Raw genomic sequence first — 26,021 nt, 5'->3', positions numbered from 1 at the left:
CGCGCTCTGACCGCAGACCTAGGAACGGGCAGCACGCTGCAGGGCGTTGTAGGAGAAGATCAGGCGGTGCAGCGCCGTGATATGCGCCAGCAGGGCAAGGACACCGAGGCAGAAGACCAGGAACGGAGCCGATCCGAGCGACGACGACGCCCACTCGAAGGGCCACCACGTGCCCCAGATCAGTCCGACGGCGAGCAGCACGATCCTCTCGCCGCGCTGCATCAACCCAACGCGACACTGGATGTTGAGGCCTTCAGCCCGAGCCCGGATGTAGCTGACCAGCAGCGAACCGATGATGGCGAGGAACGCCAACGCCACTCCGAGCAGATGGTTCGCTCTGAAGAAGTAGATCAGTAGCCCCATGTACACCGCGGACTCCGCGTATCGGTCGATGACCGAATCAAGCAACGCGCCCGATTTCCCCGCGCGCTCGGCGAGCCGCGCCGCCGCGCCGTCGAGCGCGTCGAACAGGCCTGCCAAGATCATGACGACCCCGGCGATGGCAAGACGCCCCTGGATGATGAGAGCCGCGACGACGACGTTGCCGACGAATCCTAGTGCGGTCAGTACGTCGGGAGACACGCCCAACCACACGGACGCCCTCGCCACTGGCAACGACACGACTTCGAGCGCTCTCCTCGCCGCTCGATCCACTTGCGTTCCCACGTCCGCCGCCATAGGGGTCATCCTTGCGCGAGGGTGTCACAGCAGGAAGCCTAGTCTACCACGGCGGCGGAAGGTCATCAACACGGACGGAGGCGCGTTCTGCCATGGGCTCCATGGCGATGGCAGCATCGGCGCGTGGGACCGCGCGCGTTGCCGAACCTGACCAAAGCGGTTATCATTGTGGAGAATTCAGTTGACCTCTTTCTTTGCCGCTGGTGCATCGCACGCACTGGCGGCTCTTTATATTGCCTCGCCGAATTGACCCGCCTGCGCGGTCGGCGATATCCTCTCCCCACACAGCCTCGACAAACGTCCGACTGGAACGCCGCCACCCGATGCGAGGGTCTACATGCCATCGCCGCTGCTTGTGTCGCCCGAACAAATCATGCAGGAAAAGGACGAGCTCGCGCGGCGGGGCATCGAGCTGGGCCGCGAGGTTCTCGCCGTCGAGTACGCCGATGGAGTCGCGTTCATCGCGGAGAACGCGAGTTCCACGCTCAACAAGGTGTCCGAGGTCTACGACCGGATCGCGTTCGCAGGCGTCGGCAGCTTCCAGGAGTACGATCCGCTGCGAATGGTGGGAATTGAGCACTCCGAGGTAAAGGGGTATACTTACTCACGCGAGGACGTCACCGCGCGATGGCTCGCGAACCTCTACTCGCAGTACGTCGGGAACGTCTGGCGACAGTTCGACGCGAAGCCGCTCGAGATTGAGCTCCTCGTCGCGGAAGTCGGTGAGCCCGGCATATCTCCGACGCGCCTCTATCGCATCTCCTACGACGGTCGACTCTCCGAAGACAAGAACGTGTCCGTGATCGGAGGGAAAGCCGAAGCGCTCCGGTCCTGGCTTCTCGAGCGGTTCGCTGAAGGCTTGGCATTGGACGCGGCAGTGCGGTTGGCGCTGGACGCCCTGCGCACCGTGCGGGAGGGCGACGAGACCGATCAGGACGAAGCGGAAGGGGCTCGTGAAGAGATCTCCAGCGAGCGGCTCGAGGTGGCTGTCTTGGATCGGCATCGCGGGCGGCGAAAGTTCCGCCGACTGGCAAGCGAGGAAATCGCCGACCTGATCGGCGACGTGGCATCGTAACCGCGTCCTGCCCACCGTCCGAAAGGTCGGTCTGTGAAGCGGCGCATCTTCGGACTCGAGAACGAGTACGGAATCATCTGCTCCTCAGACCGCCGGGGCGGCAAAGCCCTGTCGATCCAGAACGCCGTCATGTACCTCTTCCGGGAGATCATCTCGGGCAGGATGTACCCCGACGTGTTCCTGGAGAACGGCGCGCGGTTCTACCAAGACATCGGATGCCACCCAGAGTACGCGACGCCGGAGTGCGACGACGTTCTCGAGCTCGTCATGCACGACCGCGCGGGCGAGCGCATCATCGAGTCCCTGGCGGCTTCCGCCGAGAAGCGCATGCGCCAGGACAGCTTCATGAGCCGCATCTCCGTGTTCAAGAACAACACGGACACGCCCGGAAATACGTACGGATGCCACGAGAACTACCTGATGGACCGGAACATCGGGTTCCGGCAGATGGCGACGCAGCTCATCCCGTTCTTCGTGTCTCGGCAAGTCTACTGCGGAGCGGGAAAGGTGCGACCGGAGAACCGGGGACGCTTCGCGATCTCCCAGCGCGCCCAGCACATCCGCGAAGACATCTCCATCGCGACGACGACGGCTCGCGGCATCATCAACACGCGCGACGAACCCCACGCCGACCGCGAGAAGTACCGCCGCCTGCACGTCATCGTCGGCGACTCGAACATGTCCGAGTTCGTCACGCACCTGAAGGTGGCGACTACCGCGCTCGTGCTCCAGATGATCGAGGAAAACGCCCTCGACAAGCGGCTGGAGCTCCGCGAATCGGTGCGCGCCATCATGCAGATCAGCGATGACCTGACGTGCAAGCGCGAGATCGAACTGCAGAGCGGCAAGAAGATGTCCGCCGTCGCGCTCCAACGGGAGTACTGGTCCCTTGCCGAGAAGTACTTCGCCAGGGACCGCGACCCGGTGATCCGCGACACGCTGCGGCGGTGGGACCTGGTTCTGAGCGGGCTGGAAGAAGACCCGGAATCGCTGGATCGGTACCTCGACTGGGTCGCCAAACGAAAGATCATCGAGTCCTACGTCGCGTCGCGGGGCATCGAGTGGGACAGCTACGCGACGCTGCGGCTCGATCTCGAGTACCATAACATCGATACGAACAAGGGCATCTTCTACGGCATGGAGCGGCGCGGCCTGATGGAGCGCGTCGTGACCGAAGAGCAGATCCAGCACGCGATGCGTAACCCGCCGGAGACGACACGCGCCAAGTTCCGAGGAAAGTTCGTCAAACTGGCGAACGAGAGCAAGATTCTGTGCGGCGTCAACTGGAGCTACATCCAGCTCTACGAGCCGTACCAGAAGCTTTTCCTGTCCACCGACCCGCTCCAGCCCGACTTCGATGAAGCGAACCGGATGATCTACTCCATGTAGCCTGCCCGACGCGTCCGCTGGCGTCGCGGGGAAGGTCCGGCTGGGCGTCTGTGTGCCGACGGGGCGCCATCGTGTCGGCTATCATGGAGGGGGACACGATGAGCCGGAAAGCGCAAGGACTTCGCCCAACACGCTAGGAGGACCGTTCCGTGTCACAGGCCGGCACACCGAAGTACGTCTACTCGTTCGGCCGGGCGCGCACCGATGGCAACGCGAAGATGAAGGCTCTGCTCGGCGGCAAGGGCGCGAACCTTGCAGAAATGCGCCGCATCGGACTGCCCGTGCCTCCCGGATTCACGATCACGACCGAAGTCTGCTCCTACTACTACGACCACGGCGAGACCTACCCGCCGGAGCTGCGCGCTCAAGTCGCCGAAGCCCTCAAGCTCGTCGAGGAAGAAACCGGCAAGCGGTTCAGCGATCCCGACAATCCGCTGCTCGTGTCGGTGCGTTCCGGCGCCCGCGAGTCGATGCCGGGCATGATGGACACGATCCTCAACCTCGGGCTCGGCGAGGGAACCGTAGACGCGCTCGCGCGCTTGTCCGGCGATGCGCGTTTCGCCTGGGACAGCTACCGCCGATTCGTCCAGATGTACGGCGATGTCGTGATGGGCGTCCAGCCTCGCTCCGAGGACGAGCACGAGCCCTTCGACGAGATCATGTCCCACCTCAAGGCTGAGGTCGGCGCGGAGACCGACACCGACCTCTCCGCCGATCACCTGAAGGAACTCGTGAAGCGCTACAAAGCGCTCATCCGCGAGCGAACAGGCTCCGCGTTCCCGGATTCCCCCGAAGAGCAGCTTTGGGGCGCTGTGGGCGCGGTCTTCGGCTCATGGAACAACGAGCGCGCCATCGTCTACCGCCGGAAGTACGGCATCCCGCACGAATGGGGAACCGCCGTCAACGTGCAGACGATGGTGTTCGGGAACCTCGGCAACACGTCCGCGACGGGCGTCGCGTTCACACGCGATCCCGCGACCGGCGAGAAGGTCTTCTACGGCGACTACCTCATCAACGCCCAGGGCGAGGACGTCGTCGCCGGCGTCCGTACCCCCCAGCCGATTGCCAAGCTCAAATCGGAGATGCCGGCGGCGTACGACGAGCTCGAAGAGGTGCGAAGCACGCTTGAGACGCACTTCCGCGACATGCAGGACTTCGAGTTCACGGTCGAGAACAACCACCTGTACATGCTCCAGACGCGGAACGGCAAGCGGACGGGGCTCGCTGCGGTCCGCATCGCCGTCGAGATGGAGCGGGAGGGTCTCATCGATTGGCAGGAAGCCATCCGGCGCATTCCTGCGGACTCCCTCGCCCAGATTCTCGCGCCGATCTTCGCCATTGCCGATCTGGACCGAGCCGTTCGGGACCGCCGCCTGTTGGCGACCGGCTTGCCAGCGGGTCCCGGCGCTGCCTGCGGACGCGTCGTCTTCGCCGCTTCGGAAGCCGAAGCGCGAACCCGCCGTGGCGAGGAGGTCATCCTCGTCCGCGTTGAGACGAGCCCGGAAGACCTGCGCGGCATGCTCGCGTCGGAGGGCATCCTGACCGCGCGCGGCGGCGTGAGCAGTCATGCGGCGTTGGTGGCGCGGCAGATGGGCAAGGTCTGCGTCTGCGGCTGCCAGGCGCTGGCGATCGATTACGGCAAGAAGACGATCACCGTCGACGGCAAGATCATCCGCGAAGGCGAGTACATCTCCATCGAGGGCACGACGGGGCGCGTGTTCGAGGGTCGCATCGCGACGGCTCCCAGCGAAGTCGTGCAGGTTCTGCTCGACAAGACGCTCGACCCCGCCAAGAGCCAGACTTACGGCTTGTTCAGCCAGGTGATGGAGTGGGCGGACAAGGTGCGCCGCCTCCGCATCCGGACGAACGCCGACCAGCCCGATCAGGCGACCAACGCCGTCGCGTTCGGCGCCGAGGGCATCGGTCTCTGCCGCACCGAACACATGTTCTTCGGCGGGAACCGGATCGTCGCGGTTCGCGAGATGATCCTCTCCAACAGCCAGGAAGGGCGTGAGAAGGCTCTCGCCAAGCTGCTCCCGATGCAGCGCGAGGATTTCGCCGGCATCTTCCGCGTGATGGATGGTCTGCCTGTGACAATCCGCACGCTGGACCCGCCGCTCCACGAATTCCTCCCGCACGAAGCCGCCGAAGTCGAGGAGGTCGCCTCGCAGATGGGCGTCTCCGTCGAGACGATCGAGGCGAAGATGGTGTCGCTCCACGAGGCGAACCCGATGCTCGGTCACCGAGGCTGCCGACTGGGGATCGCGTTCCCGGAGATCACGGCGATGCAGGCGCGCGCCATCTTCGAGGCGGCGTGCCAGGTCGCCGCGGAGGGCGTCACCGTCCTGCCGGAGATCATGATCCCGCTGGTTGCGACGCCCAAGGAGCTGCGGCTCCAGAAGGAGATCGTCGTCTCCGCTGCCGAGGAGGTCTTCGCCGCCACCGGACGGAAGGTCGAGTACCTCGTCGGGACGATGATCGAGCTCCCGCGCGCGGCGCTCGTTGCCGACAAGATCGCCGAGGAAGCCGAGTTCTTCTCGTTCGGCACGAACGACCTGACGCAGACGACCTACGGCATCTCCCGCGACGACGCCGCGAAGTTCCTCCCGCTCTATCTCGAGCAGGAGCTCTTCGCGAACGACCCGTTCCAGTCGATCGATCGGGACGGCGTCGGACAGCTCATGGAAATCGGAACGAGCCGAGGACGGCAGACGCGGGCGAACCTGAAGGTCGGCATCTGCGGAGAGCACGGCGGCGACCCCAGCTCGGTCGAGTTCTGCCACAGAACCGGACTCGACTACGTGAGCTGCTCGCCCTTCCGCGTGCCGATCGCGCGTCTCGCGGCGGCGCAGGCGGTCCTCAAGGAGCAGGACGCCGACTCGAAGTCGCGCGAGATCTCATAGCTCGACTCGTCGATGCACGACACCTACGGCGGGAACCCCTGGTTCCCGCCGTTTGGTTCCCCAAGACCGGCGCGGAGACCCATGCTCGCCGCTCGCCACTTCTTTCAGCCGATTGCCACGTGCCGCCGCGCGACGGCCGTATGGCGCGGACCCGCCGTGGACCTGCCCGCGGACTGTCAGATCGTCGATCCGTTCGCACAGGAGGCGTCGAGCCCATTCGCCGTCGTTGCGTCGGCATGGGACGACGATGCCCTCTACTTCGCCGTTCAGGCGAACCTGCGCCGCGAACCCCGCGTGAAGCCCTCCCGGTTCTGGGACGCCGACTGCGTCGAGCTCTTCCTCGATCTGCGCGGTTCCCTGCGGCGGGATACCTACACGGAGCACTGCTTCCACTTCTACGCCATGCCGGGCGGAGCCGGAAGCCGCACGCCGCGAGCGGGGCTCTGCGAGCCTGGCGTCGCGACCCAGGTCGCCATCGCGGACTATGCAGCGGTCCAGACGGCTTCCGAGTCGTTCGCACAGGGGTACCGGCTCCGGATCGCCTTGACCCGTGGAGCGATTCCGAGCTTCGATCCGGTCGGATTCCCCAGCATCGGGTTCAACTACATCATCCACGACGCCAGCGGAAGGGATCAGGCGTGGAGCGCCGGACGCGACCTCGCCACATTCCGCGACCCCAGCACATGGGGCATCTTGGAGTGCATCGCCTGAGACCCCTCGTCGCGTTGCCTCTCGCAGCGTTGCCCCTCCCAGCCGCACCTGCTATGCTTCACGCGTCAAGCGCCACGACCGCCGCCGACTTCCAACCGATGGCGTCCACGCGATGTCCGAAACGTCCTACTCCGAGCACGGCGAAGACCGGTTCCTCGTCGGACTCTTCCAGAGGATCAGGCAGAGCGACGAGCCGGGCTTCTATGTCGATGTAGGCGCTGGCAACGGCATCACGAACAGCGTTTCCTACCTGTTCGAGCGTCTGGGCTGGCGAGGCATCTGCTTGGAGCCCCATCCGCAGGCGTACCTGGAATGCGTCCGCGCGCGCCCCAGGGCGAATGTCCTGCACGTCGCCATGGCTCGCCGCGGCACGTGGAGCGTCGGTTCGTTCGTCATGGTCATGGGTGACGATCAGCGGTCGTTCCTGGCATCGGACACCGGCGCGCTGCAGCGGGAGAAGACTACGGGCAAGAGGTTGGCGCAGGTTCCGGTTCCGATCGCCTACCTCGACGTGATCCTGGAGGGCAGAACCGACGGGATCGACTTCCTTACGGTATCGGTCAACGGCTCGGAGTACGATGTGCTTCAGGGGATGGACCTGAAGCGTCACAAGCCACGCGCAATCGTCGTGTCAGTCCCGGACGAGAGCGACCTCCGCGTCGAAGACCTCCTGGCTCGCTTCGAGTACGTCAAGCACGGACGTTTGGGAACCAAGGACCTCTACGTCCCGCACGGGACCTAGGGGATCGACAAGACGATCCAGAGGACCTCGGTCGATGTCCGACGTCTTGGTCCTGGGCGGAACGGGATTCGTCGGCAGCCACGTGCTGCATCGGCTACAGCGCGACGGAATCCCGGCAGCGGCGGCGTCTCGACGCACCGGCGTCGATCTGCGCAGCGCCGACGCGACTCGCCGACTCTTGAGGCAGACGCGCCCTGCCGCCATCGTCAACTGCGCCGCGCACGTCGGCAGTGTCCACTACGTCACCCAGTTCGCCGCTGAGGTTCTCCATGACAATCTGCAGATGATCCTGAGCCTCTACGAGGCGGCGAGGGACGTCTGCCCTGGCGTCCACATCATCCAGCCCATCGCCAACTGCGCCTATCCGGGTATCGCCGACGTCTACCGCGAGCCGGAATGGATGGACGGTCCCGTTCACCCGTCGGTGCTGTCGTACGGCGCGACGCGCCGGATGGCGGTCGTCGCTGCGATGTGCTACGCGAAGCAGCACGGCATCCGCACCAGCAACCTGTTCGTCCCCAACGTCTACGGGCCCGGCGACCACACCGATCCCAACAAGACCCATGCGCTCAACGGGCTCATCATCCGCATACTGGCGGCGAAGCGGGAGGGCGCGCCGCAGTTCGAGATATGGGGAACCGGGAAGCCCATCCGCGAATGGCTCTACGTCGAGGACCTGGCAGATGTGCTCGCCCAATCGCTGGGAATGGATCGCGACCTGATTGAGCCGGTCAACATCGCCCAGAACAGCGGCAGTACGATCCGCCAGCTCGCCGAAATGATCGCCCGGAGCCTCGGCTACGCAGGTGAGCTCACCTTCAACGCATCCTACCAAGATGGCGCGCCGACAAAGATCATGGACGACGCGCGATTCCGGGAGCTCTTCCCCGACTTCCGCTTCACCCCTATGGAAGAGGGCATCCGAAGGACGGTCGCCTACTACGAATCCGTCGTCTAGGAACGCCTGCCCGCCCCATCCCGTCAGAATCCGAAGCGGTAGGTCGCCTTGGTGACCAGGGCCCAGCCATCCGTGCGGAGCCGATCCTTCGCCGCCCATCCGTGGTCGTAGACGATGTAGAGATCGCTTCCGGGGCGGTAGATGTAGTGGAACAGCAGGTTGGCGCGGACGCGCTCCGCCGAGTCGTTCCATTGGGCGAAGAGCTTGGTGAAGAGCCGCGTCGTGAACGAATAGACGACGCGGCTGCCGACGACATGCGTCGTCACGCGATCGCCGCCTGGGAAGGAGAGGCGGTTCCCATCGTAGCTGCCTTCGATGGCGAGCCGTGTCGTCGCCCGCCATTGGGGTCCCGTGCTCACGCCGAGACGGGTTCCGTGATAGAAGTCGCCGTAGCTGGCGCGTGAGAACGCCGCCAGAGACCTGCTCTCCGGCGTCCACAGCTCGATGTCGAAGCGAGTCATCCGGTAATCCCTCGCCTGGATGGTGATTCCCTCGACGTCGAACTGCTCCTGGACACGGTCGAGGTTCTGACTGACGCCTCCGAACACGCCCCCACCCGCCCGGCGATCGATCGAGCCGCTGACGAACCCATCCCAGCCGATCGTCGTGCCGGCGTGGTCCTGAAGATAAGCGCCGCCGGCGCTTAGCCCCAGGTGTCCAATGCCGTGCCGGTTGGGGCGAGCATCAACGCCGCCACGGAGCCGCCCGGTCCGAACATCGGTGCGCTGGACAAATCCCATCGTCGCGGAGAAGTCCTCCGGGATATCCACGTACGAGCCATCCAGTCGGAAGTGGTCGTTGCTCCATTCGGTGGACGCGTACCAGGCGCCGGAGGTCTGGTCGCCGCCGGGCGAACGGCTCCCCGCTGCCAGCGCCTTCAGCCGCAGCCGAGCCTGCGGACGGTACATCAGATCGATGCCGACGTTCTGCGAGTGATCCGAACCGGTGCCCGGCTGAAGATGCGTGGCGATGATCCCCACGCTGGATCGGTCCATGATGTCGCGCTGGATGCGCACGACGTTGAACCCCGTGCCGGGAGCTGCCGTCGACCGATCCGTGACGAGGCTGAGCAGCCCGATGTTGTAGGGTCCCGCCTTTCCCGTCAGCTTGCCGCCGCCGAGAATGGGCACCTTCTGGTCACCTTCGATGCCGATCCGACGGCTGTAGAAGAGGCTCATCGCCGGAGCGTCAAACCCACCTCCGGCAGCGAACTCGAACAGCCCAGCGCCTTCGAGGAAGAAGTCCCGCTTCTCAGGCAGGTAAAGGTCGAACCGCGTCAGGTTGACCTCCTCGCGGTCCGCCTCGACCTGGGCGAAGTCCGTGTTCGCCGTGAGGTCGAGCGTCAAACTCGGCGTCAAACCGTATTTAACGTCCAGACCGGCGTCGAAGACCGTACTCCGTTCCCAGGAGCTCTCCGGCTGCGACTCCGAGATGCCGGCGACGACGTAGGGCACGATGTCGAGATAGGCGGGGGTCGGCACGTCCTGAAGACCGGTCAGCCTTCCCTGGAAGCTGGGTCGATACGTCCCGGGCCAGCTCTCACTCTGCGGAATCGGGGCCCACTGCGCAGCGCTGTTGAGGTGGCTGATGTTCCGACCGAAGTTGATGCCCCACGCCATCTCCGGCTGGGACCTGAATCGGAGTTGGTTGAACGGGATCGCCATCTCGACCGTCCAACCGCGCTCGTGCCTCCTGCCGACGGACTCCCAGATGGCGTCCCAGCTTCCGTTGACGTTCTCGCCGTCGTTGGTGACGGCTGCGTCTTCCTGGGCCCCCAAGGCGTTGGTCCGGAAGAAGAACCCCCGCCGCTTGTCACCGAACGTGTCGATCACCATGTAGACGTTGTCGTTCTGCCAGATGGCGCCGTCTCGCCGCATCTCGTTGGCGACGACCAGAGACGGCTCGTCGTCCCAGCAGTCGAACGACACATAGAGCCGCTTCCGGTCGTACGCGACGCGGACCTCGGTACGGTACGCGATGGGCGTGCCGGGGTTGGGGTCTTGCTGGACGAGATCGTTCACGGGAACCGCATCGCGCCAGGCGGATTCGTCGAGTCGCCCGTCGATCTCGATGCTCTCGGTCGCCGGAAGGGCGCGGATCGTCTTGGGGTCGTCCGCGCGCGCCGCCAGCGCCGTCAGAGCGATCGCGCACACCGTCGTCGCAACGCGGCGGAAGCTGGGCATGTCGCACACACTCCTCAGGGCAGGATCGCCTCACCACAAGAACCCAAGGTGGGATGCATCTCGCGAGCGGCTAACGCGGCGGGTTGAGCGCCTGGGCGAGCATCATACGGATGAGCTCGAGCTGCTGTTCGAGGGCGCGGATCAGCGCACGCGCGTCTTCGCGTTCCTGCTTGAGCGCCGCCTCCAGTCGATCCTGACGGCGCTGGAGCTCCGCAATGATGTCGTCGGACTGCGACGCGCGGGCGGAAACCGTCGCAGGGGTCGCCGAGTGCGAAGGCGGAACCACTGACGCTGACACCGTCGCAGCGGGATCGCTCACCGTCGAGCTCTGTCGGTTCCGCTCCTTCTCGAGCTCGCTCTCCGGGATCATGTACTGGTAGCGCTCGTTGGAGTCGTCGATGTAGCGGATGTTGGCGTTGAGCGTACCGCGCTTGATGCGCATCCGCAGCGAGGCTTCGCTCTTGTTCAGGGCTCGCGCCGCTTCCGTTAAGCTGTACTCGCGCTCCTGCGCGTCCGCTGCGCTGTTCGTGCTCATTCCGTCCACCTCGCCATGTACCCCTGCTAACGCGCCAAAGGCTCTGCACCACTAGCAGAATACGCCGTTCGTGCGGTTCCGTCAAGCTGAACGCATCACTGCGTCGGCATTGCATGCCGAAACGTGTAACTTGACACGTGCAGGTATACGTAGTAGTATGTGTATACCTCGACGGTCGGCAGTTCGAGCGACGCGCCGAGCCCAAGGCGCGCCTCGGAACATACAGGAGAGAGTCGCATGTCCACAGCGTTTTCCGCCGCGATGGAGCCGATGGCGTTCATCGGAGACGATCACTCGATTGGGGAGCACGATTATCTGAACGACTCCCACTTCGCTTCACAGTTGGCGACTGCGGTGAAGCGCGTCTGCGTCAAGGCAGGGCGACCCGAACTGGTCGAAGACGCTCTTCAGGAGGCGTGGGCGGTGTGCGTCAAGATGCGGCGCGACTTCGACCCGACCAAAGGCGTCTCGTTCCTCGCCTTCGTTCGCCCTCACGTGCGCTGGACCGCGCTCCATTACTGCAAGAGCAACTCCGGCGCTTTCTCGATCCCCGACCGCATGTGGCGGAACCGCCGCCACCGGGACGGCGACGATCTGAGCTCCGCTATCTACACGATGCCCCTCATCGACGAGGACCCCGCCGGCAACGAGACGTTCGACCGACTGTCTCAGATACCCGACGGCGACCTCGTCGGCGGCGTCCACGCCGGAGGCTCTCCGCGCGAGTGGCCCCTGTGGCGCCAGTTCGACTACGAACACCTGAACTCGCTCGTCGCGCGGCTTGATCCCAACGAGTTGCGCATTGTCCGAAAGTTCGCCGACGGTTCCGGCTGCGCCGACATCGCCCGCGAGATCGGCGTCACGCGCCAGCGCGTGCATCAGGTTCTCAAACGAGCCCTGTCCAAGCTGCGGGCGTGGTGGGACGAACCCTCGGCGGCGTAACGCACCGAGTCATCCGGCATCGATCAGATCAGAAAGGAACCGACCATGCGTCTCGTCATCACGGTCGTCGCTCTCGCTTCGTGGGCTGTTCTGTCATCGACGCTGCTGCTCTGGCTGGCTTCCTGACTCGTGGTCACCGTCCGAGTGAGCGGCTCAGGTACTCCATGTAGTTGCAGTAGTTGGGCCAAGAGATATCCGGCGGGGCGGAATGATCCAGCTCGGGGATGTATCCGCCTTCTGCCACGACCGGCATGATCCGGTCCACTTCCGCTCGCATGACAGCCCCGCCTGACGCCACCGCCCGCTTGTCGATCCCCCCGATCATCGCCAGATCGCGTCCGTACTCGCGGCGCACGGCGACCACATCCATCCCGGCTGCCACCTCGAAGGGCCAGAGCAGGTTCAGCCCGGCATCCATCCAGATGGGAATCAGTTCCGTGATGTCGCCGTCGCTGTCGAGCCCGACGAACTCCACGCCGCGACTGCGGACGTAGTCGGTGACGCGCCGGTAGTGCGGCAGCGCGTACCGGCGGAACAACCTCGGGTCCACCAGCGACGCGTGGTTGAACGCCATGTCCTCCCAGAAGGCGAACACGTCGATCTCGACTTCGTCGAGAATGCGCGATGTCAGTTCGATCATCATGTCCGCCCGCTGCTCCATCATCCGCTCGACGAGCCGGGGCTGGTCGTAGAACGCGAGGCACAGGTTCTCGAGCCCCATCAGGTTCCGCAGCGGACCGAAGAACCCTCCCCAGCGGTCCGCGAAGAGCATGAGCGGATACTCGCGCGTCTTCCATCGCTCGACGTGCTCGCTCCAGTTCTGGGGAACCCGGTTCTCGAACATCGTCTGAAGGCGCTCCGCCGCGAACTGCTCGAAGTCGTCGGGCGTTTCCACGGGGAACCGAAGGAACTGCGGCATGCTGGAGTTCCCCGAATACGCCTTGAACTCCATCATCAGGATGCCTTCGTGGTTCACGAAGATGCGGTGTTCGTCGTCCTCTTCGATGACCTGGTACTCAAAGCGCGGAATCGGACCGTAGTAGGCTCCGACTCCCCCGACCCCGTCGGTGGCGAACAGACGATCCAGCGGCGATCCGTCCCATCCTTCGCTCCGCCAGCGGGCGCCGGTCTCCGCCCATCCGCCGATGGCGCGCATGAAGGGCTTGTCCACGGGCCCGAATCGTAGCGTCGATACGTAGCGTTCACGCGTAGTCACAACACTCCCCCATCCATGGCAACGACGCAGTTGCAGATCGCGTCAGCGCAGCACCGCAATGCGGCGTTACTTACGATGGTACGGCGCTGCATACGCTGGACTCGCACTGAGAGTAGCCGTTCGCTCGGATGCGTGTTAGCCCTCTAGGCGGCTGAGAAGACAGATCGACTACCGGAGGAGCGCCATGTTCGGCTCGCGGCGTAGTGTACAACGCGCTCGCACGCCTTTCGTGCTGTCCGTCTCGCTGCACGCTCTCCTGTTCGTCACCGGGCTCTTCAACATCTTCATCATGAAGGCTCCCGAAGACGCCACGACGCACTTCACCGCGGACATCGTCACCAACGAGGCGAAGAAGAAACCCCAACGGCGCGTGCAGCCGCTCGTCAAGCCGCTCGTCAAGCCGCTCGTGCTGTCGGCGACTCCTCGCGCCGCGTCGTCCTACATCGACGTCCCGGCGACGGTTGCCGACGTCCCGTTCACACCGTGGGAACCATCGCTTGCCGCCGCTTCGGGGACGGGTCCCACAGCGCTGGCTCCAGCTGCGCGCGCACTCGATCTGGCGGCTACCGCCAGCGAGGTCCGCGAGCTCGACGTCGCGACCTTCCGTCCGGCGGCATTCAGCCCGGCTCCGCCTCGCGTCGAGATGCCCACGCTGGCGACCGCCGTCCTCGATGCGCGGATCGAGTACGCTCAATCGGATCCCACAACGCCAGTCGCCCGGCTGTCAGGCTCGGTCATGGCGCCGCGATTCCTCCAGCGCGTCGTTCCCGAGTATCCCGAGACTGCGCGCCGAAGCAGCAAAGAGGGAGTGGTCATCCTCACCGCCGTGGTGCTTCCCAGCGGACTCGTCGACCAGATCGACGTCGAGCAGAGCCTGGGCATGGGCTGTGACGAAGCGGCGATTGCGGCGCTTCGCGCCTCGAGGTTCTTCCCAGCCTACGAGGACGGGAGCCCCGTCTCGGCAACGATCCGCGTACCCTATCGTTTTCGGATCGGCGACGGCTCATGACCAACCGGCTGCTCCGCCGAGCCGCTGCCGCCACCCTTGCGGGCTTCTTGGGACTCGTCACGTCCGTCGCGATGGGTCAGCCCGAACGTCTCCCCGGCGTGTTCGATCTCGACGAAGTCGTCGTCGTCGGAAAACGGGAACCGGAAGCCATCGCCAAGCAGACGCTCATCGGTGACGAGCTCCGCCGCGTCCCGGGAACCGCTGGCGATGCTCTGCGCGCCATCGAGGTGCTCCCCAGCGTTTCGACCGTCAACGACTTGAACGGAGCCCTCTTCATTCGCGGCGGCGGGCCCCTAGACAACGACTTCTACTTCGACCGCATGGTCCTCGGATATCCGTACCACTTCGGCGGCTTGGCGTCCACGCTCAGCACCGACCTCATCGGCAAAGTGGACGTTCTGCCGGGCGGATTCGGGGCGCAGTACGGCGACGCCCAGGCGATTGTCGATATCCGCAGCCGAGAGGCACGCCGGGAGACGGACGTCTCACTGAACGTCAACGCGCTGCTCTCCGAATCGACGATCCGCGCCCCGCTGGGCGACAAGGGCTCCGTTTACGCCGCCGGAAGGCGCACATACGCCGACCTCGTCGTGCCGAAGATCGTCGAGCTCGACCGCATCTCGGCGTTCCCGCGATTCTGGGACTATCAGGTCGGCGCCGAGTACGACCTCGATCCGTCGAACCACCTGCGGATCGGGGCGTTCGCCAGCGACGACTACATGCGGCTCCTCATCAAGGAGGAGGACGTCACGGATGATCCCGAGCTCGCCGGTGACGTCCTTTTCGCCACGGCGTTCCGAGGTCAAGGCGCGACGCTGGAATCGCGGCTGGGCAAACGCGGGTCCGCATGGACGACCCTTTCCCGCCTGGTGTACCGCACCAAGGTTGCCTTCGGACGCGACTACTTCCTCAACATCGATTCGGTGCTGTGGGCGCTCCGCGAGGATGCACAGCTTCGCGTCGGACGCCGCAACACGCTCGAGGTCGGCGGCGACGTGCTCACGTCTCCGTTCACGCTGACCGCGAACTTCCTCCGACCGCCGTCCGATGAGGACGCCGATCAGGAGTTCGATCTGGACGATCTCGACACGGTTCGGTCCGACACCGGCGGGCGCTACAACTGGGCAAACGCGTACGTGCAGGATCGGTTCGACATCTCCGAATCGCTGTCCGTCACGGCAGGCGTGCGCGCCTCCTATTTCAGCGAGACGGACGATGTGCGCGTCGATCCGCGCGCCAGCCTCGCATGGGCGACGCCGACCGGAGCCGCGATCCGCGCGGCGTGGGGCAGATACACCCAGAATCCGGAGCCCTTCCAGATCGACTCGGATTGGGGCAATCCGGATGTTTCCGCCTTCTATGCCTATCACTACGTACTGGAGGGAGAGCGCAATGTCTCCGAGGACACGTTCCTCAAGGTCTCCGGCTACTACAAGGACTACCACGACCTGGTGACGGACGATGCGGAGCTCGTCTACAAGAACCAGGGAACCGGCTTCGCCCGTGGATTCGAGCTCTTGGCTCGGTACAGCCCGTCCAGTCGGCTCGTCGGTTGGGCGAGCTATGCGCTATCGGACTCGCGACGGCGGTACCGACCCGGCGACCCGGAGCTCATCTACTCGTACGATCAAACGCACGTCGGGACGCTGACTCTCAGCTTCGCTCCAAACCCGAAATGGGAGCTCGGCGCGAAGTGGCAATACGCCACCGGTACTCCCTACACGCCCATCCTGGGCGGCGAGCCCGTCATCGCGGGGGACGGCGCATTCGTCCGGTACCGCCCGATCTACGGCGAGCCCTACTCCGTCCGCTACCCGCCGTTCCATCGGCTCGACCTGCGCCTGGCGCGAGGATTCCGGCTTGCAGGGGTCGACGCGCAGTTCTACATGGAAGTCCTGAACGCCTACGCGCGCATGAATGTCTTCGATGCCCAGTACAACCGCGACTTTTCAGAGCGCGATTGGATCTACCAGTTGCCTCTGGTACCATTCATCGGGCTGAACGCGCGGTTTTAGTGGTCTGTCACGATGAAGATTCGTGGAACCCCCACCTCAATCCTCCCCCACGCTTCGCGGGGGAGGAGGCATTATCCCTCCCCTTGAATGGGGGAGGGACAGGGCGGGGGTTGGTTCCCCAAAGCATCAACCTGAGACCACTAGGGCGTACATCGTCGGAACGCTGACATGTGGATCAAATGGCGCAGCGGATACGTCGCGTACTGGGTCCGAGGGTTCTACTACCTCGGCATCGGCGCGACAGTAGGCGGTCTGCTCGTCTGGCTCGTGTCGTGGCTGCGCGGCGGGTATGTCGAAGCGCGACATGACCTGAGCACTATCGCGGCTGTCTGCCTCATCGCCATCCTGCCTTTCGCGTTGCGCCGGCGACGCTGGGTCCTCCGGTTCGGTCACCAGGCGACTTGGCTCAAGGCGCATTGGACGCTGGCGGGAGTCGCGCTCGTTCTGATCGCCGCGCACTCCGCCGTGCGTCCCACATCGGTCTCCGGGCTCTCCGCGTTCCTGCTCGCCGCCGGAATCGCCGCCGCTGGCATCGTGACGCATTTCACGCGTCGGATGACCCGGCATTACGCCGTGCGCGCGCATCTCGCGCTCGCGATCCTGCTGCTGGGAGCCATCGGGTTCCACCGCTTCTCCAAGCTGGACCATCCGTGGTTCCCGCTCGATACGCCCACGCCGAAAGGCGAAGTCGTCCATCACATCGCGTGCGGTCAGTGCCACGACGCGCTGAACCGCTACGCCGAATACACCTGCACGACCTGCCATGTCCATGACACGCCGGAGCTCGTCACGCCGCACCAGGTGCACGGCGTCGAGGACTACGGGCCCTGCCTCGACTGCCACAAGGCGACCATAGCAGGAAAGACGTACTTCACCGGCGGCTCGAGGTTCGTCTGGGAGAACGTGTTTGACTTCGCGCCCTGACGTGGCATACTTCTAGTGTTCGCCGCACGTAACCGCATAGAGGTCAACTGAGAGTCATGCCACGGGCTGGGTGGTCGTGTGCCCTGCTGCGCCAGGTTCGCGGCGCAGTTCGTGCCACTTCGTTCAGGAGCCGCGAGGAACGCTGCGCATGAGCGTGCGAGCGCGACTCCTCGTGCGGATCGTTGCCGCAGCCCTCTTCGTGCTGCTGGCGAACCTGCCGCCGCCCGCCGGTCAGGACCTCTCGTCCTGGCTTCCGATCCGTCACTCCCTCGCGATCTTCGTCCTCTGTCTCGTGCTGTGGGTCACCAGCGCGCTCCCGCTCATGGTGACCAGCCTCCTGCCGCTCGTCCTCTTCCCACTCCTGGGAGTCCTGCCGGAGAAGCAGTCCTTCGGGCTATTCGGGAATGAGGTCGTCTTCTTCCTACTGGGCGTATTCATCCTCAGCTCAGCGATCATGCGGTCGGGCCTGAGCGCGCGGATCGCGTGGAGAATGCTGGGCGCGTGCCGAGGGGACGCGCGTCTCTTGCTCGCGTTGACCCTCCTCATCCCCGCCCTCGGCTCGTTCCTGATGTCCGAACACGCCGTCGCCGCGATGTTCTTTCCCATCGTCTTGGAGGTAGGGAACGTCCTGAACGTCCACTCTCGTCACCAAGCGTTCGGCAGAGCGCTGTTCCTCGCCCTGGCTTATGGATGCATCATCGGAGGCGTGGCAACCTATCTTGGCGGCGGGAGAGCGCCTCTCGCGGTCGGTATCCTGCATGAGACGACCGGCGATAGTGTCTCCTTTCTGCGCTGGATGGTCGCGAACCTGCCGCTCGTCGTCGTGATGCTGGGATTCGCCTTCGGGGCGCTGTGGTGGATGACGCGCGACGATCTGCCCGACATGCGACCCGTTCAGGAGCTGCTCGAGGCGCGGTCAGGGACGCTCGGAGCCATGACGGGCCGCGAGAAGCAGATCGCCGCTCTGATGGCAGCCACGATCGTCGCCTGGGCAGGATTTGCGTCGTGGCTCGGTGGGTTGGCGGGAATCGCTTTGTTGAGCGTCGTCGCGGCGTTCGCCTTCGGACTCCTCGACTGGAGCGAGGTCGAGCAGGACGTCAACTGGGGCGTGCTGCTGATGTACGGCGGCGCGATCGTCTTGGGCTTCGCGATGCAAGCGTCCGGGGCGGCGGCTTGGTTGTCCGGGGCGTTCCTCACGCGTTGGCACCTCCCACCCTGGGCTTTCGTCGCATTGATCTCCTTCCTTTCGCTCTCGCTAACGGCGTGCATGAGCAACTCGGCGGTTGTAGCAATGCTCCTGCCCGTCGTGCTCAACTACGCCGCGGACGACCTATCGATGGCGCGCCTGGTGACAGCTAGCATTGCGGTCCCGGCAGGGCTCGACTTTATCCTCCCGATGGGGACTCCGGCGCTTGCGCTCGCGTTCGCTTCCGGCTTGCTGACGGTGCGTCAGACGGTCGGGTACGGGACAGGGCTGGCGGTCACGGCATGGGTGGTGTTCAACCTGTCGGCACATCTGTGGCTGCCGGTGGTGGGAATGGCTCCCTAGGAGTTCGATCCCGACCCGGCGCTCAGCGCCATCAGCGGGAACACCCAGGCGTTCATCGGATTCGCGTAGCCGCCGATAACCTCCCAGTAGATGCCGATCGGCGCGGCGTCCCATCCGCCATCGGGTCGTTGACGACTCCGCAACCAATCGATCCCGCGTCGCGCGTCCACGTCGGCGGCTCGCAGCGCCTGCACCGCGAACGCGGTCTGCTCTGCCGTGCTGGAGCGCCTCTCTCCCGACTGCGTCTCGCCCCATCCGCCGTCGTCCTGCTGGGCAGCGAGCAGCCACCGAATGCCTCGGTTCAACACGGAACCGGTGCGTCCGGCGCTTGCGAGCGCGTTGACGGCGAGCGCGGTTCCGTACGTGCGCCGGGCGAGCCACAGGTCTTCCCACGAGCCATCGCGCGCTTGGGAACGCTCGATCCAGCGAAGCGCCCTCTCGACCGAGGCGGCGTCTCCCAGCTCGCGCATCGTGTCGACGGCGTGGGCGGTCACGCTGACGCAACCGACATCTCCGGCTCCGGGGCGGTACGTCGCCCAACTGCCGTCTTTCGCCTGTCGTGACCGGAGCCACGACGCGCCGCGCTCGGCAGCGACGGGGTTCCGCCCGGCACGGATCAGCGCCAGCGTCGCCAGAGCCGTGTCGTCCGCGTCGGATAGCAGACCCGGGCCCCGGAGCCCGTGGAACCCCCAGCCGCCGTCCTCGCGCTGGCAGCCCGCCAGCCAATCGCAACCGGCGACGATGGTCGGATCGTGGTGACCCGTGCCCGCGCCCGTGAGCGCCAGGAGAGCCAGCGACGTGTCCCAGACGTTCAGGGAGATCGCCTCGCGGTGCCCGCCATCCGGCGTGCGCGCTCCCTCCAGCCACTCGCAGGCTCGGCGGAGCGGCGTGGACGTGCGTTCGTCGGGAACCGAGTCGCGCGCCACCGTGAGGGCCAGAGCGCTCAACGCGGTGATGAACGACACGCAGAACCAGCTACCGTCAGCCGCCTGGTGCGACAGGACCCAGGTCAGCAGGTCGCGCATCATCCGATCCCGGCGCTTCGTGTGGGCTTCGATGAGGAAGAGCAGCGGAGCGAGCGTGTATTGCTCGGCGACGAACATCTTGGCGAACGCGCTGGTGTGGAACAGGCTTGTCGGCGGAGCGAGATGCTCCGGCGGCTTCACGTGGGCGATCAGCCGCGAAGGGAGCAACGGCAGAGCAATCCCGGCTGCGCGTCCGACCAGTTCGGCGACCCTAGGCGGGAGCAGCTTCGCCCACGGGTACATGCCCGCCATCGCGCCCAGAACCTTCACGATCCATAGGTTCCAGCCAAGGTCTGGAACGCCGGGGGCTAGGCGAGCCAGGTCTGGATGGCGACCGGCGTGCGCCGATACGACGACCCGCGCCAGACGCGTCGCCTCGTCCGACGCGATCCCTTCCGGGTCGAGCACGAAGCGCCCGTCAGGCGTGTGAGATGTCTCGATCCAGTGGAGGTACCCGTCGTCGAGCGCCTGACCGCGGACGTGCCGAAGGACCATCGTCGCGAGCGTCGGGTAGGCGTTCGAGGAGAGTTCGCCTTCGAACCGCCCGTCGCTGTGCGCCAACTGCGCCAGTCCTCGCCGGGCTCGGTCGATGGCTTCGTCGGTGTTCATGGGCTTAAAGCCATCAAGCCCGTATTGCTACGGGCTTGACGTGTCTTTTGGACTAGAAATGACCTCGGCGATACCTACTTTCCCAGAGGGTCGCCCCTAAAGTATCATCGGCGCTGAAGGGCTTAACTGCCGTGTTCGGAATGGGAACGGGTGTTTCCCCTTCGCAATCCTCACCGAGGTCACACTCTTGCGCGACGGCGTCTATCCTGCCTCGTCGCGCAGTACGCTACAGTGACAGTTGAATGCGCGGATGTTTCGCGGGGAGCCGATCGAAGTCTGGGACCTGGGGAGGTCCCGCAAGCGTCGGAAACCGATGAAGAAGATTGTAGCCAAGCCCTCGACTATTAGTACCGGTCAGCTAAACACATTGCTGTGCTTACACCCCCGGCCTATCAACCTCCTAGTCTTGGAGGAGTCTTACCTGGTTGACCCAGTGGGAGATCTTATCTTGGGGCGAGTTTCGCGCTTAGATGCTTTCAGCGCTTCTCCCTTCCGAACGTAGCTACCCAGCGGTGCCCCTGGCGGAACAACTGGTACACTAGAGGTTCGTCCATCCCGGTCTTCTCATACTAGGGACAGCCCCCCTCAAATCTCCTACGCCCACAGCAGATAGGGACCAAACTGTCTTGCGACGTTTTAAACCCAGCTCACGTACCGCTTTAATGGGCGAACAGCCCAACCCTTGGGACCAACTGCGGCCCCAGGATGCGATGAGCCGACATCGAGGTGCCAAACCGCGTCGTCGCTGTGAACGCTTGGACGCGATAAGCCTGTTATCCCCGGAGTACCTTTTATCCGTTTAGTCACGGCCCTTCCACGCGGAACCGTAAGATCACTAAGCCCTGCTTTCGCACCTGCTCGACCTGTATGTCTCGCAGTTAAGCTCCCTTGTGCCTTTACACTCGACACACGATTTCCAACCGTGCTGAGGGAACCTTTGGGCGCCTCCGTTACGCTTTTGGAGGCGACCGCCCCAGTCAAACTACCCACCTGACACGGTCCTTCTCCGGGATTCACCGGAGTAAGTTAGAGCTCCAATGCAACAAGGGTGGTATTTCACCAGTGGCTCCACCAAAGCTGACGCCCTGGCTTCTACGCCTCCCACCTATCCTACACAAGCTACATCGAAACCCAATGACAGGCTGCAGTGAAGGTTCACGGGGTCTTTCCGTCTAGCTGCGGGTAACCGGCATCTTCACCGGTGTTACAATTTCGCCGAGAATCCCGCCGAGACAGTGCTCCAACCGTTACGCCATTCGTGCAGGTCGGATTTTACCCGACGAGGAATTTCGCTACCTTAGGACGATTATAGTTATCGCCGCCGTTTACCGGTGCTTCGATTCAGAGCTTCGCCTTGCGGCTAACCCCTCCTCTTAACAGTACGGCACTGGGCAGGCGTCAGTCCCTATACGTCGTCTTACGACTTGGCAGAGACCTGTGTTTTTAGTAAACAGTCGCCAGAGCCACTTTACTGTGGCCACCCGAAGGTGGCACCCCTTCTCCCGAAGTTACGGGGCCAATTTGCCTAGTTCCTTAGCGGGACTTCTCTCGAGCGCCTGAGGATACTCTCCTCGCCTACCTGTGTCGGTTTGCGGTACGGGCTCTGCGATTGTCCGGAACAGGCTTTTCTCGGCAACGGCGCAACCCTCGCAGCTTCACCCGAAGGCTCGGCCTCCGAATCCGATAACATCTGAGGGCATTGCTGTTGCGTCCCCTGTCCTTCAACCGCACGCAGAGGTGACGGAATGTTAGACCGTCTTGCCATCGTCTACGCTTTTCAGCCTCGACTTAGGACCCGACTGACCTAGTGCGGAGTTACCTTGCACTAGAAACCTTAGGCTTTCGGCGAACGGGCTTCTCACCCGTTTTATCGCTACTCATGCCGGCATAATCACTTCTGTGCCGTCCAGCCGCCCTTACGGTCGACCTTCAGCCAGCACAGAACGCTCCCCTACCACTGCCCGCCCTCGGCGGGCAATCCACAACTTCGGTGCTAGGCTTGAGCCCCGCGAATTTTCGGCGCGCAACCACTCGACCAGTGAGATATTACTCACTCTTTAAAGGATGGCTGCTTCTAAGCCAACCTCCTGGTTGTCTGTGCGGTTGTACATCCTTTGCCACTTAGCCTAGACTTAGGGACCTTAGTTGGTGATCTGGGGTGTTTCCCTTTTGCCTACGAAGCTTATCCCTCGCAGACTGACTCCCGTGATAGAGACGGTAGCATTCGGAGTTTGACTGGGTTTGCTAAGCTGGTAGGCCCGCTAGTCCAATCAGTGCTCTACCACCACCGTCCATGACACGAGGCTAGCCCTAAAGCTATTTCGGGGAGAACCAGCTATCACCGGGTTTGATTAGTCTTTCGCTCCGATCCACAGCTCATCCCCTAAGTTTTCAGCCTTAGTGGGTTCGGGCCTCCACGCATTGTTACATGCGCTTCACCCTGGCCATGGATAGATCACCCGGTTTCGGGTCTGCTCTACGCGACTTACGCCCTATTCAGACTCGCTTTCGCTATGGCTGCGCCTCTTAAAGGCTTAACCTGCCACGCAGAGTAACTCACCGGCTCATTATGCAAAAGGCACGCGGTCACACATCTCCCTTGCGGGTGTAGTGCTACCACAGCTTGTAGGTCCACGGTTTCAGGTACTTTTCACTCCCCTAACGGGGGTGCTTTTCACCTTTCCCTCACGGTACTGGTTCACTATCGGTCACCAGGTAGTATTTAGCCTTGGGCGGTGGTCCGCCCAGCTTCCTGCAGTTTTACTTAGCCCGCAGTACTCGGGTATCTCGTCCAAGGAGTCGACGTGCCTTTCGCGTACGGGACTTTCACCCTCTATGGCAGACCTTTCCAGGTCATTCTGCTAGACAGTCGATTGGTAACTCCTCGGCTTGCGCCCGACGAGACCCCACAACCCCGCACGCATATAGCGTACGGTTTAGGCTGTTCCCTTTTCGCTCGCCACTACTGGGGGAATCGCATTCGCTTTCTGTTCCTCGAGGTACTGAGATGGTTCACTTCCCTCGGTTGGCTCTTTCGTCGTCAATGACGGGGTTGCCCCATTCGGAAACCTCCGGATCTTAGGCTAGTCACGCCTCCCCGAAGGGTATCGCCGTTGATCGCGTCCTTCATCGCCTCCTGGTGCCAAGGCATCCACCGTAGACCCTTAGTAGCTTGGCTGGTTTCATCGGAACCCACATCCTTGCGGGATGGGATCCCCAGAGACATCCTCACGGCTCTCTGTGCGAAACAACGCGCTATTCAACTGTCAAAGATCACAAGCTCGTTCAGCACGCCCCGGACGGCGTCGTCTCTGTCTGGTGGAGATGAGCGGATTCGAACCGCTGACTTTCTGCTTGCAAAGCAGACGCTCTCCCAACTGAGCTACACCCCCATACCGAGCGACCTCCGCCAACCACGCACAACCCGCCGACGCGTGCCGCCGTGGGTTCTGTCCAAGTGGATCCTGGTGGGCCAGGGTGGACTCGAACCACCGACCTTACGCTTATCAGGCGTACGCTCTAACCACCTGAGCTACTGGCCCCCACGCGCGAACGCGGGGATTGCCACGCCGCTCCGGTTGGGCGAAGGACTCCCGTGACGAGGAATGAACGAGGCGAATAGCCTGAGGCGACTGAGGGATCCCTGAGACGGACGTCTACAGGTTCCGAGGGCTGATATGCACCTTAGAAAGGAGGTGATCCAGCCGCACCTTCCGGTACGGCTACCTTGTTACGACTTACCGCCAATCACTGAGCTTGTCTTAGGCAGCTGCTTCCTTGCGGTTGGCTCACCGACTTCGGACACTCCCAGCTTTCATCGGTTGACGGGCGGTGTGTACAAGGCCCGGGAACGTATTCACCGCGACCTGCTGATTCGCGATTACTAGCGATTCCACCTTCATGCAGTCGAGTTGCAGACTGCAATCTGAACTGAGGCCGGCTTTTTGGGGTTGGCTCCACCTCACGGCTTGGCGACCCTCTGTACCGACCATTGTAGCACGTGTGCAGCCCAGGGCATAAGGGCCATGCGGACTTGACGTCATCCCCACCTTCCTCCGGTTTGTCACCGGCAGTCTCCTTAGAGTTCCCAGCTTGACCTGATGGCAACTAAGGACAAGGGTTGCGCTCGTTGCGGGACTTAACCCAACATCTCACGACACGAGCTGACGACAGCCATGCAGCACCTGTCACTCTGCCCCGAAGGGAAACCCTCTTTCGAGGGCGGTCAAAGTGATGTCAAACCCTGGATAAGGTTCTTCGCGTTGCTTCGAATTGAGCGACATGCTCCACCGCTTGTGCGGGCCCCCGTCAATTACCTTGAGTTTTAGCCTTGCGACCGTACTCCCCAGGCGGGGTGCTTAATGCGTTAGCGGCAGCACGGAGAAGTTCATTATTCCCCACACTTAGCACCCATCGTTTAGGGCTAGGACTACCAGGGTATCTAATCCTGTTTGCTCCCCTAGCTTTCGCGCTTCAGCGTCAGTGCAGGCCCAGAAAGCTGCTTACGCCATCGGTGTTCTCCAGGGTATCTGTGCATTTCACCGCTACACCCTGAATTCCGCTTTCCTCTACCGCACTCAAGCTCGACAGTATCGCGTGCAGTTTCCCGGTTGAGCCGGAAGATTTCACACGCGACTGGTCGAGCCGCCTAGACGCCCTTTACGCCCAGTGAATCCGAACAACGCTTGCGCCCTACGTATTACCGCAGCTGCTGGCACGTAGTTAGCTGGCGCTTTCTAGCACGGTACCGTCAGACGTGCCCGAAGACACGTGGTTCGTCCCGTGCCACAGGAGTTTACAACCCGAAGGCCTTCGTCCTCCACGCGGCGTCGCATGGTCAGGGTTTCCCCCATTGCCAAATATCCTCGACTGCAGCCACCCGTAGGTGTCTGGGCAGTGTCTCAGTCCCAGTGTGGCCGGACATCCTCTCAGACCGGCTACCCATCGTCGCCTTGGTGAGCCGTTACCCCACCAACTAGCTAATAGGACGCGGGCCTCTCCCAAGGCGGCTTGCGCCTTTGAATACCCCACCATGCGGCAGAGCATCCTCATTCGGTATTAGCGCCCGTTTCCAGGCGTTATCCCCAGCCTTGGGGCAAGTTACCCACGTGTTACTCACCCTTTCGCCACTAATCCCCGAAGGGATCCGTTCGACTTGCATGCCTAATCCACGCCGCCAGCGTTCGTTCTGAGCCGGTATCATACTCTCCGTTGTAAATCGGTTCCCCGAATGCCCGAAGGCACAGGAGAAGTCGATCACCAGCATTCACCCGTCGCGTTCGCGTCGGCTGATGCATGGTAAACTCGAAAGGCTGTTGCATGCAGACCTCGAAGCCTACATGACGCCCGTGAGCCCCAAGCATCCACTCAAGTCTACTCAGGCTATTCGATTGTCAAAGACCGCCTCGTTCGCCGAGCTTCCAAGCCATCGCTGACCGGTCGCATCGGCAAGGGTTAGTCTAGCATCGCGCAAACGGGTCTGTCAAGGAAATCGGACGGCGTTTCCGAGCTTTTTCAGCCTAGCAGATCGCCCGTATCCAAGACCACGCGCGCGACCC

16 protein-coding genes, 2 tRNA genes and 3 rRNA genes are annotated in these 26,021 nt (G+C 63.4%); 11 read left to right on the top strand and 10 right to left on the bottom strand.

Annotated features, from left to right (window positions below; all coding sequences use genetic code 11):
* Positions 1-18 precede the first annotated feature (18 nt).
* Entirely contained in the window at positions 19-687 is a 669-nt protein-coding gene (locus FJZ36_01935; GenBank protein MBM3213665.1) for a CDP-alcohol phosphatidyltransferase family protein, read from the bottom strand.
* Positions 688-1,015: 328 nt separating this feature from the next.
* Here FJZ36_01935 and prcA point away from each other — a divergent pair, with 328 nt between their 5' ends.
* The 6 genes from prcA to FJZ36_01905 all read left to right on the top strand — a co-directional run bounded on the left by prcA (position 1,016) and on the right by FJZ36_01905 (position 8,456).
* Positions 1,016-1,753, top strand: a complete 738-nt coding sequence (gene prcA, locus FJZ36_01930) for a proteasome subunit alpha (protein ID MBM3213664.1) — start codon at positions 1,016-1,018, stop codon at positions 1,751-1,753.
* Between the two features lie 33 nt (positions 1,754-1,786).
* Positions 1,787-3,142: a Pup--protein ligase gene (locus tag FJZ36_01925; protein MBM3213663.1), complete on the top strand. Its 1,356-nt coding sequence runs from the start codon at positions 1,787-1,789 to the stop codon at positions 3,140-3,142.
* A gap of 149 nt (positions 3,143-3,291) precedes the next feature.
* Positions 3,292-6,045 carry a pyruvate, phosphate dikinase gene (locus FJZ36_01920; GenBank protein ID MBM3213662.1) on the top strand — a complete coding sequence of 918 codons (2,754 nt, stop codon included), beginning with the start codon at positions 3,292-3,294 and terminating at the stop codon, positions 6,043-6,045.
* Positions 6,046-6,057: 12 nt separating this feature from the next.
* Positions 6,058-6,756, top strand: a complete 699-nt coding sequence (locus FJZ36_01915) for a hypothetical protein (GenBank protein ID MBM3213661.1) — start codon at positions 6,058-6,060, stop codon at positions 6,754-6,756.
* Between the two features lie 112 nt (positions 6,757-6,868).
* Positions 6,869-7,498 carry an FkbM family methyltransferase gene (locus FJZ36_01910; protein ID MBM3213660.1) on the top strand — a complete coding sequence of 210 codons (630 nt, stop codon included), beginning with the start codon at positions 6,869-6,871 and terminating at the stop codon, positions 7,496-7,498.
* Positions 7,499-7,532: 34 nt separating this feature from the next.
* On the top strand, positions 7,533-8,456 hold the full coding sequence (locus tag FJZ36_01905) for an NAD-dependent epimerase/dehydratase family protein (protein ID MBM3213659.1): 924 nt from the start codon (positions 7,533-7,535) through the stop codon (positions 8,454-8,456).
* 23 nt (positions 8,457-8,479) lie between these two features.
* On the opposite strand, the gene FJZ36_01900 is transcribed toward FJZ36_01905, so the two are convergent.
* Positions 8,480-10,639: a carbohydrate binding family 9 domain-containing protein gene (locus tag FJZ36_01900; GenBank protein MBM3213658.1), complete on the bottom strand. Its 2,160-nt coding sequence runs from the start codon at positions 10,637-10,639 to the stop codon at positions 8,480-8,482.
* Positions 10,640-10,709: 70 nt separating this feature from the next.
* The gene (locus FJZ36_01895; protein MBM3213657.1) at positions 10,710-11,174 is read right to left on the bottom strand and encodes a hypothetical protein; all 465 of its coding nucleotides are present in this window, start codon (positions 11,172-11,174) and stop codon (positions 10,710-10,712) included.
* Between the two features lie 237 nt (positions 11,175-11,411).
* Here FJZ36_01895 and FJZ36_01890 point away from each other — a divergent pair, with 237 nt between their 5' ends.
* Positions 11,412-12,116, top strand: coding sequence for a sigma-70 family RNA polymerase sigma factor (locus FJZ36_01890; GenBank protein ID MBM3213656.1), 705 nt, complete (start codon positions 11,412-11,414; stop codon positions 12,114-12,116).
* A gap of 133 nt (positions 12,117-12,249) precedes the next feature.
* On the opposite strand, the gene FJZ36_01885 is transcribed toward FJZ36_01890, so the two are convergent.
* On the bottom strand, positions 12,250-13,272 hold the full coding sequence (locus FJZ36_01885; protein ID MBM3213655.1) for a hypothetical protein: 1,023 nt from the start codon (positions 13,270-13,272) through the stop codon (positions 12,250-12,252).
* 244 nt (positions 13,273-13,516) lie between these two features.
* Here FJZ36_01885 and FJZ36_01880 point away from each other — a divergent pair, with 244 nt between their 5' ends.
* The 4 genes from FJZ36_01880 (at position 13,517) to FJZ36_01865 (ending at position 18,829) form a co-directional block, all read left to right on the top strand.
* Positions 13,517-14,341: a TonB family protein gene (locus FJZ36_01880; GenBank protein ID MBM3213654.1), complete on the top strand. Its 825-nt coding sequence runs from the start codon at positions 13,517-13,519 to the stop codon at positions 14,339-14,341.
* Positions 14,338-16,356: a hypothetical protein gene (locus tag FJZ36_01875; GenBank protein ID MBM3213653.1), complete on the top strand. Its 2,019-nt coding sequence runs from the start codon at positions 14,338-14,340 to the stop codon at positions 16,354-16,356. Before FJZ36_01880 ends, FJZ36_01875 begins: the two co-directional genes overlap by 4 nt.
* Positions 16,357-16,524: 168 nt before the next feature.
* Positions 16,525-17,280 (top strand): hypothetical protein, encoded by a 756-nt coding sequence (locus FJZ36_01870; GenBank protein MBM3213652.1) that lies wholly within the window; start codon positions 16,525-16,527, stop codon positions 17,278-17,280.
* Positions 17,281-17,428: 148 nt separating this feature from the next.
* Positions 17,429-18,829 (top strand): DASS family sodium-coupled anion symporter, encoded by a 1,401-nt coding sequence (locus tag FJZ36_01865; GenBank protein MBM3213651.1) that lies wholly within the window; start codon positions 17,429-17,431, stop codon positions 18,827-18,829.
* On the opposite strand, the gene FJZ36_01860 is transcribed toward FJZ36_01865, so the two are convergent.
* The 6 genes from FJZ36_01860 to FJZ36_01835 form a co-directional block, all read right to left on the bottom strand.
* Positions 18,826-20,463 (bottom strand): hypothetical protein, encoded by a 1,638-nt coding sequence (locus FJZ36_01860; protein MBM3213650.1) that lies wholly within the window; start codon positions 20,461-20,463, stop codon positions 18,826-18,828. The two genes, FJZ36_01865 and FJZ36_01860, sit on opposite strands and share 4 nt — an antisense overlap.
* 62 nt (positions 20,464-20,525) lie before the next feature.
* Positions 20,526-20,641, bottom strand: a 5S ribosomal RNA gene (gene rrf, locus FJZ36_01855).
* A gap of 147 nt (positions 20,642-20,788) precedes the next feature.
* A 23S ribosomal RNA gene (locus FJZ36_01850) occupies positions 20,789-23,640 on the bottom strand.
* 139 nt (positions 23,641-23,779) lie between these two features.
* A tRNA-Ala gene (locus FJZ36_01845) sits at positions 23,780-23,855 on the bottom strand.
* Positions 23,856-23,928: 73 nt separating this feature from the next.
* Positions 23,929-24,005 (bottom strand) — tRNA-Ile (locus FJZ36_01840).
* Between the two features lie 143 nt (positions 24,006-24,148).
* Positions 24,149-25,676: ribosomal RNA gene (locus tag FJZ36_01835) — 16S ribosomal RNA — on the bottom strand.
* Together the 16S, 23S and 5S rRNA genes with 2 tRNA genes alongside form the textbook arrangement of a ribosomal RNA operon.
* Between the last annotated feature and the right edge of the window lie 345 nt (positions 25,677-26,021).

The organism is Candidatus Poribacteria bacterium (assembly GCA_016866785.1).
GTDB lineage: Bacteria > Poribacteria > WGA-4E.
The sequence above is the reverse complement of the archived record's forward strand: the minus strand, read 5'-3'. Positions and strand labels throughout refer to the sequence as shown.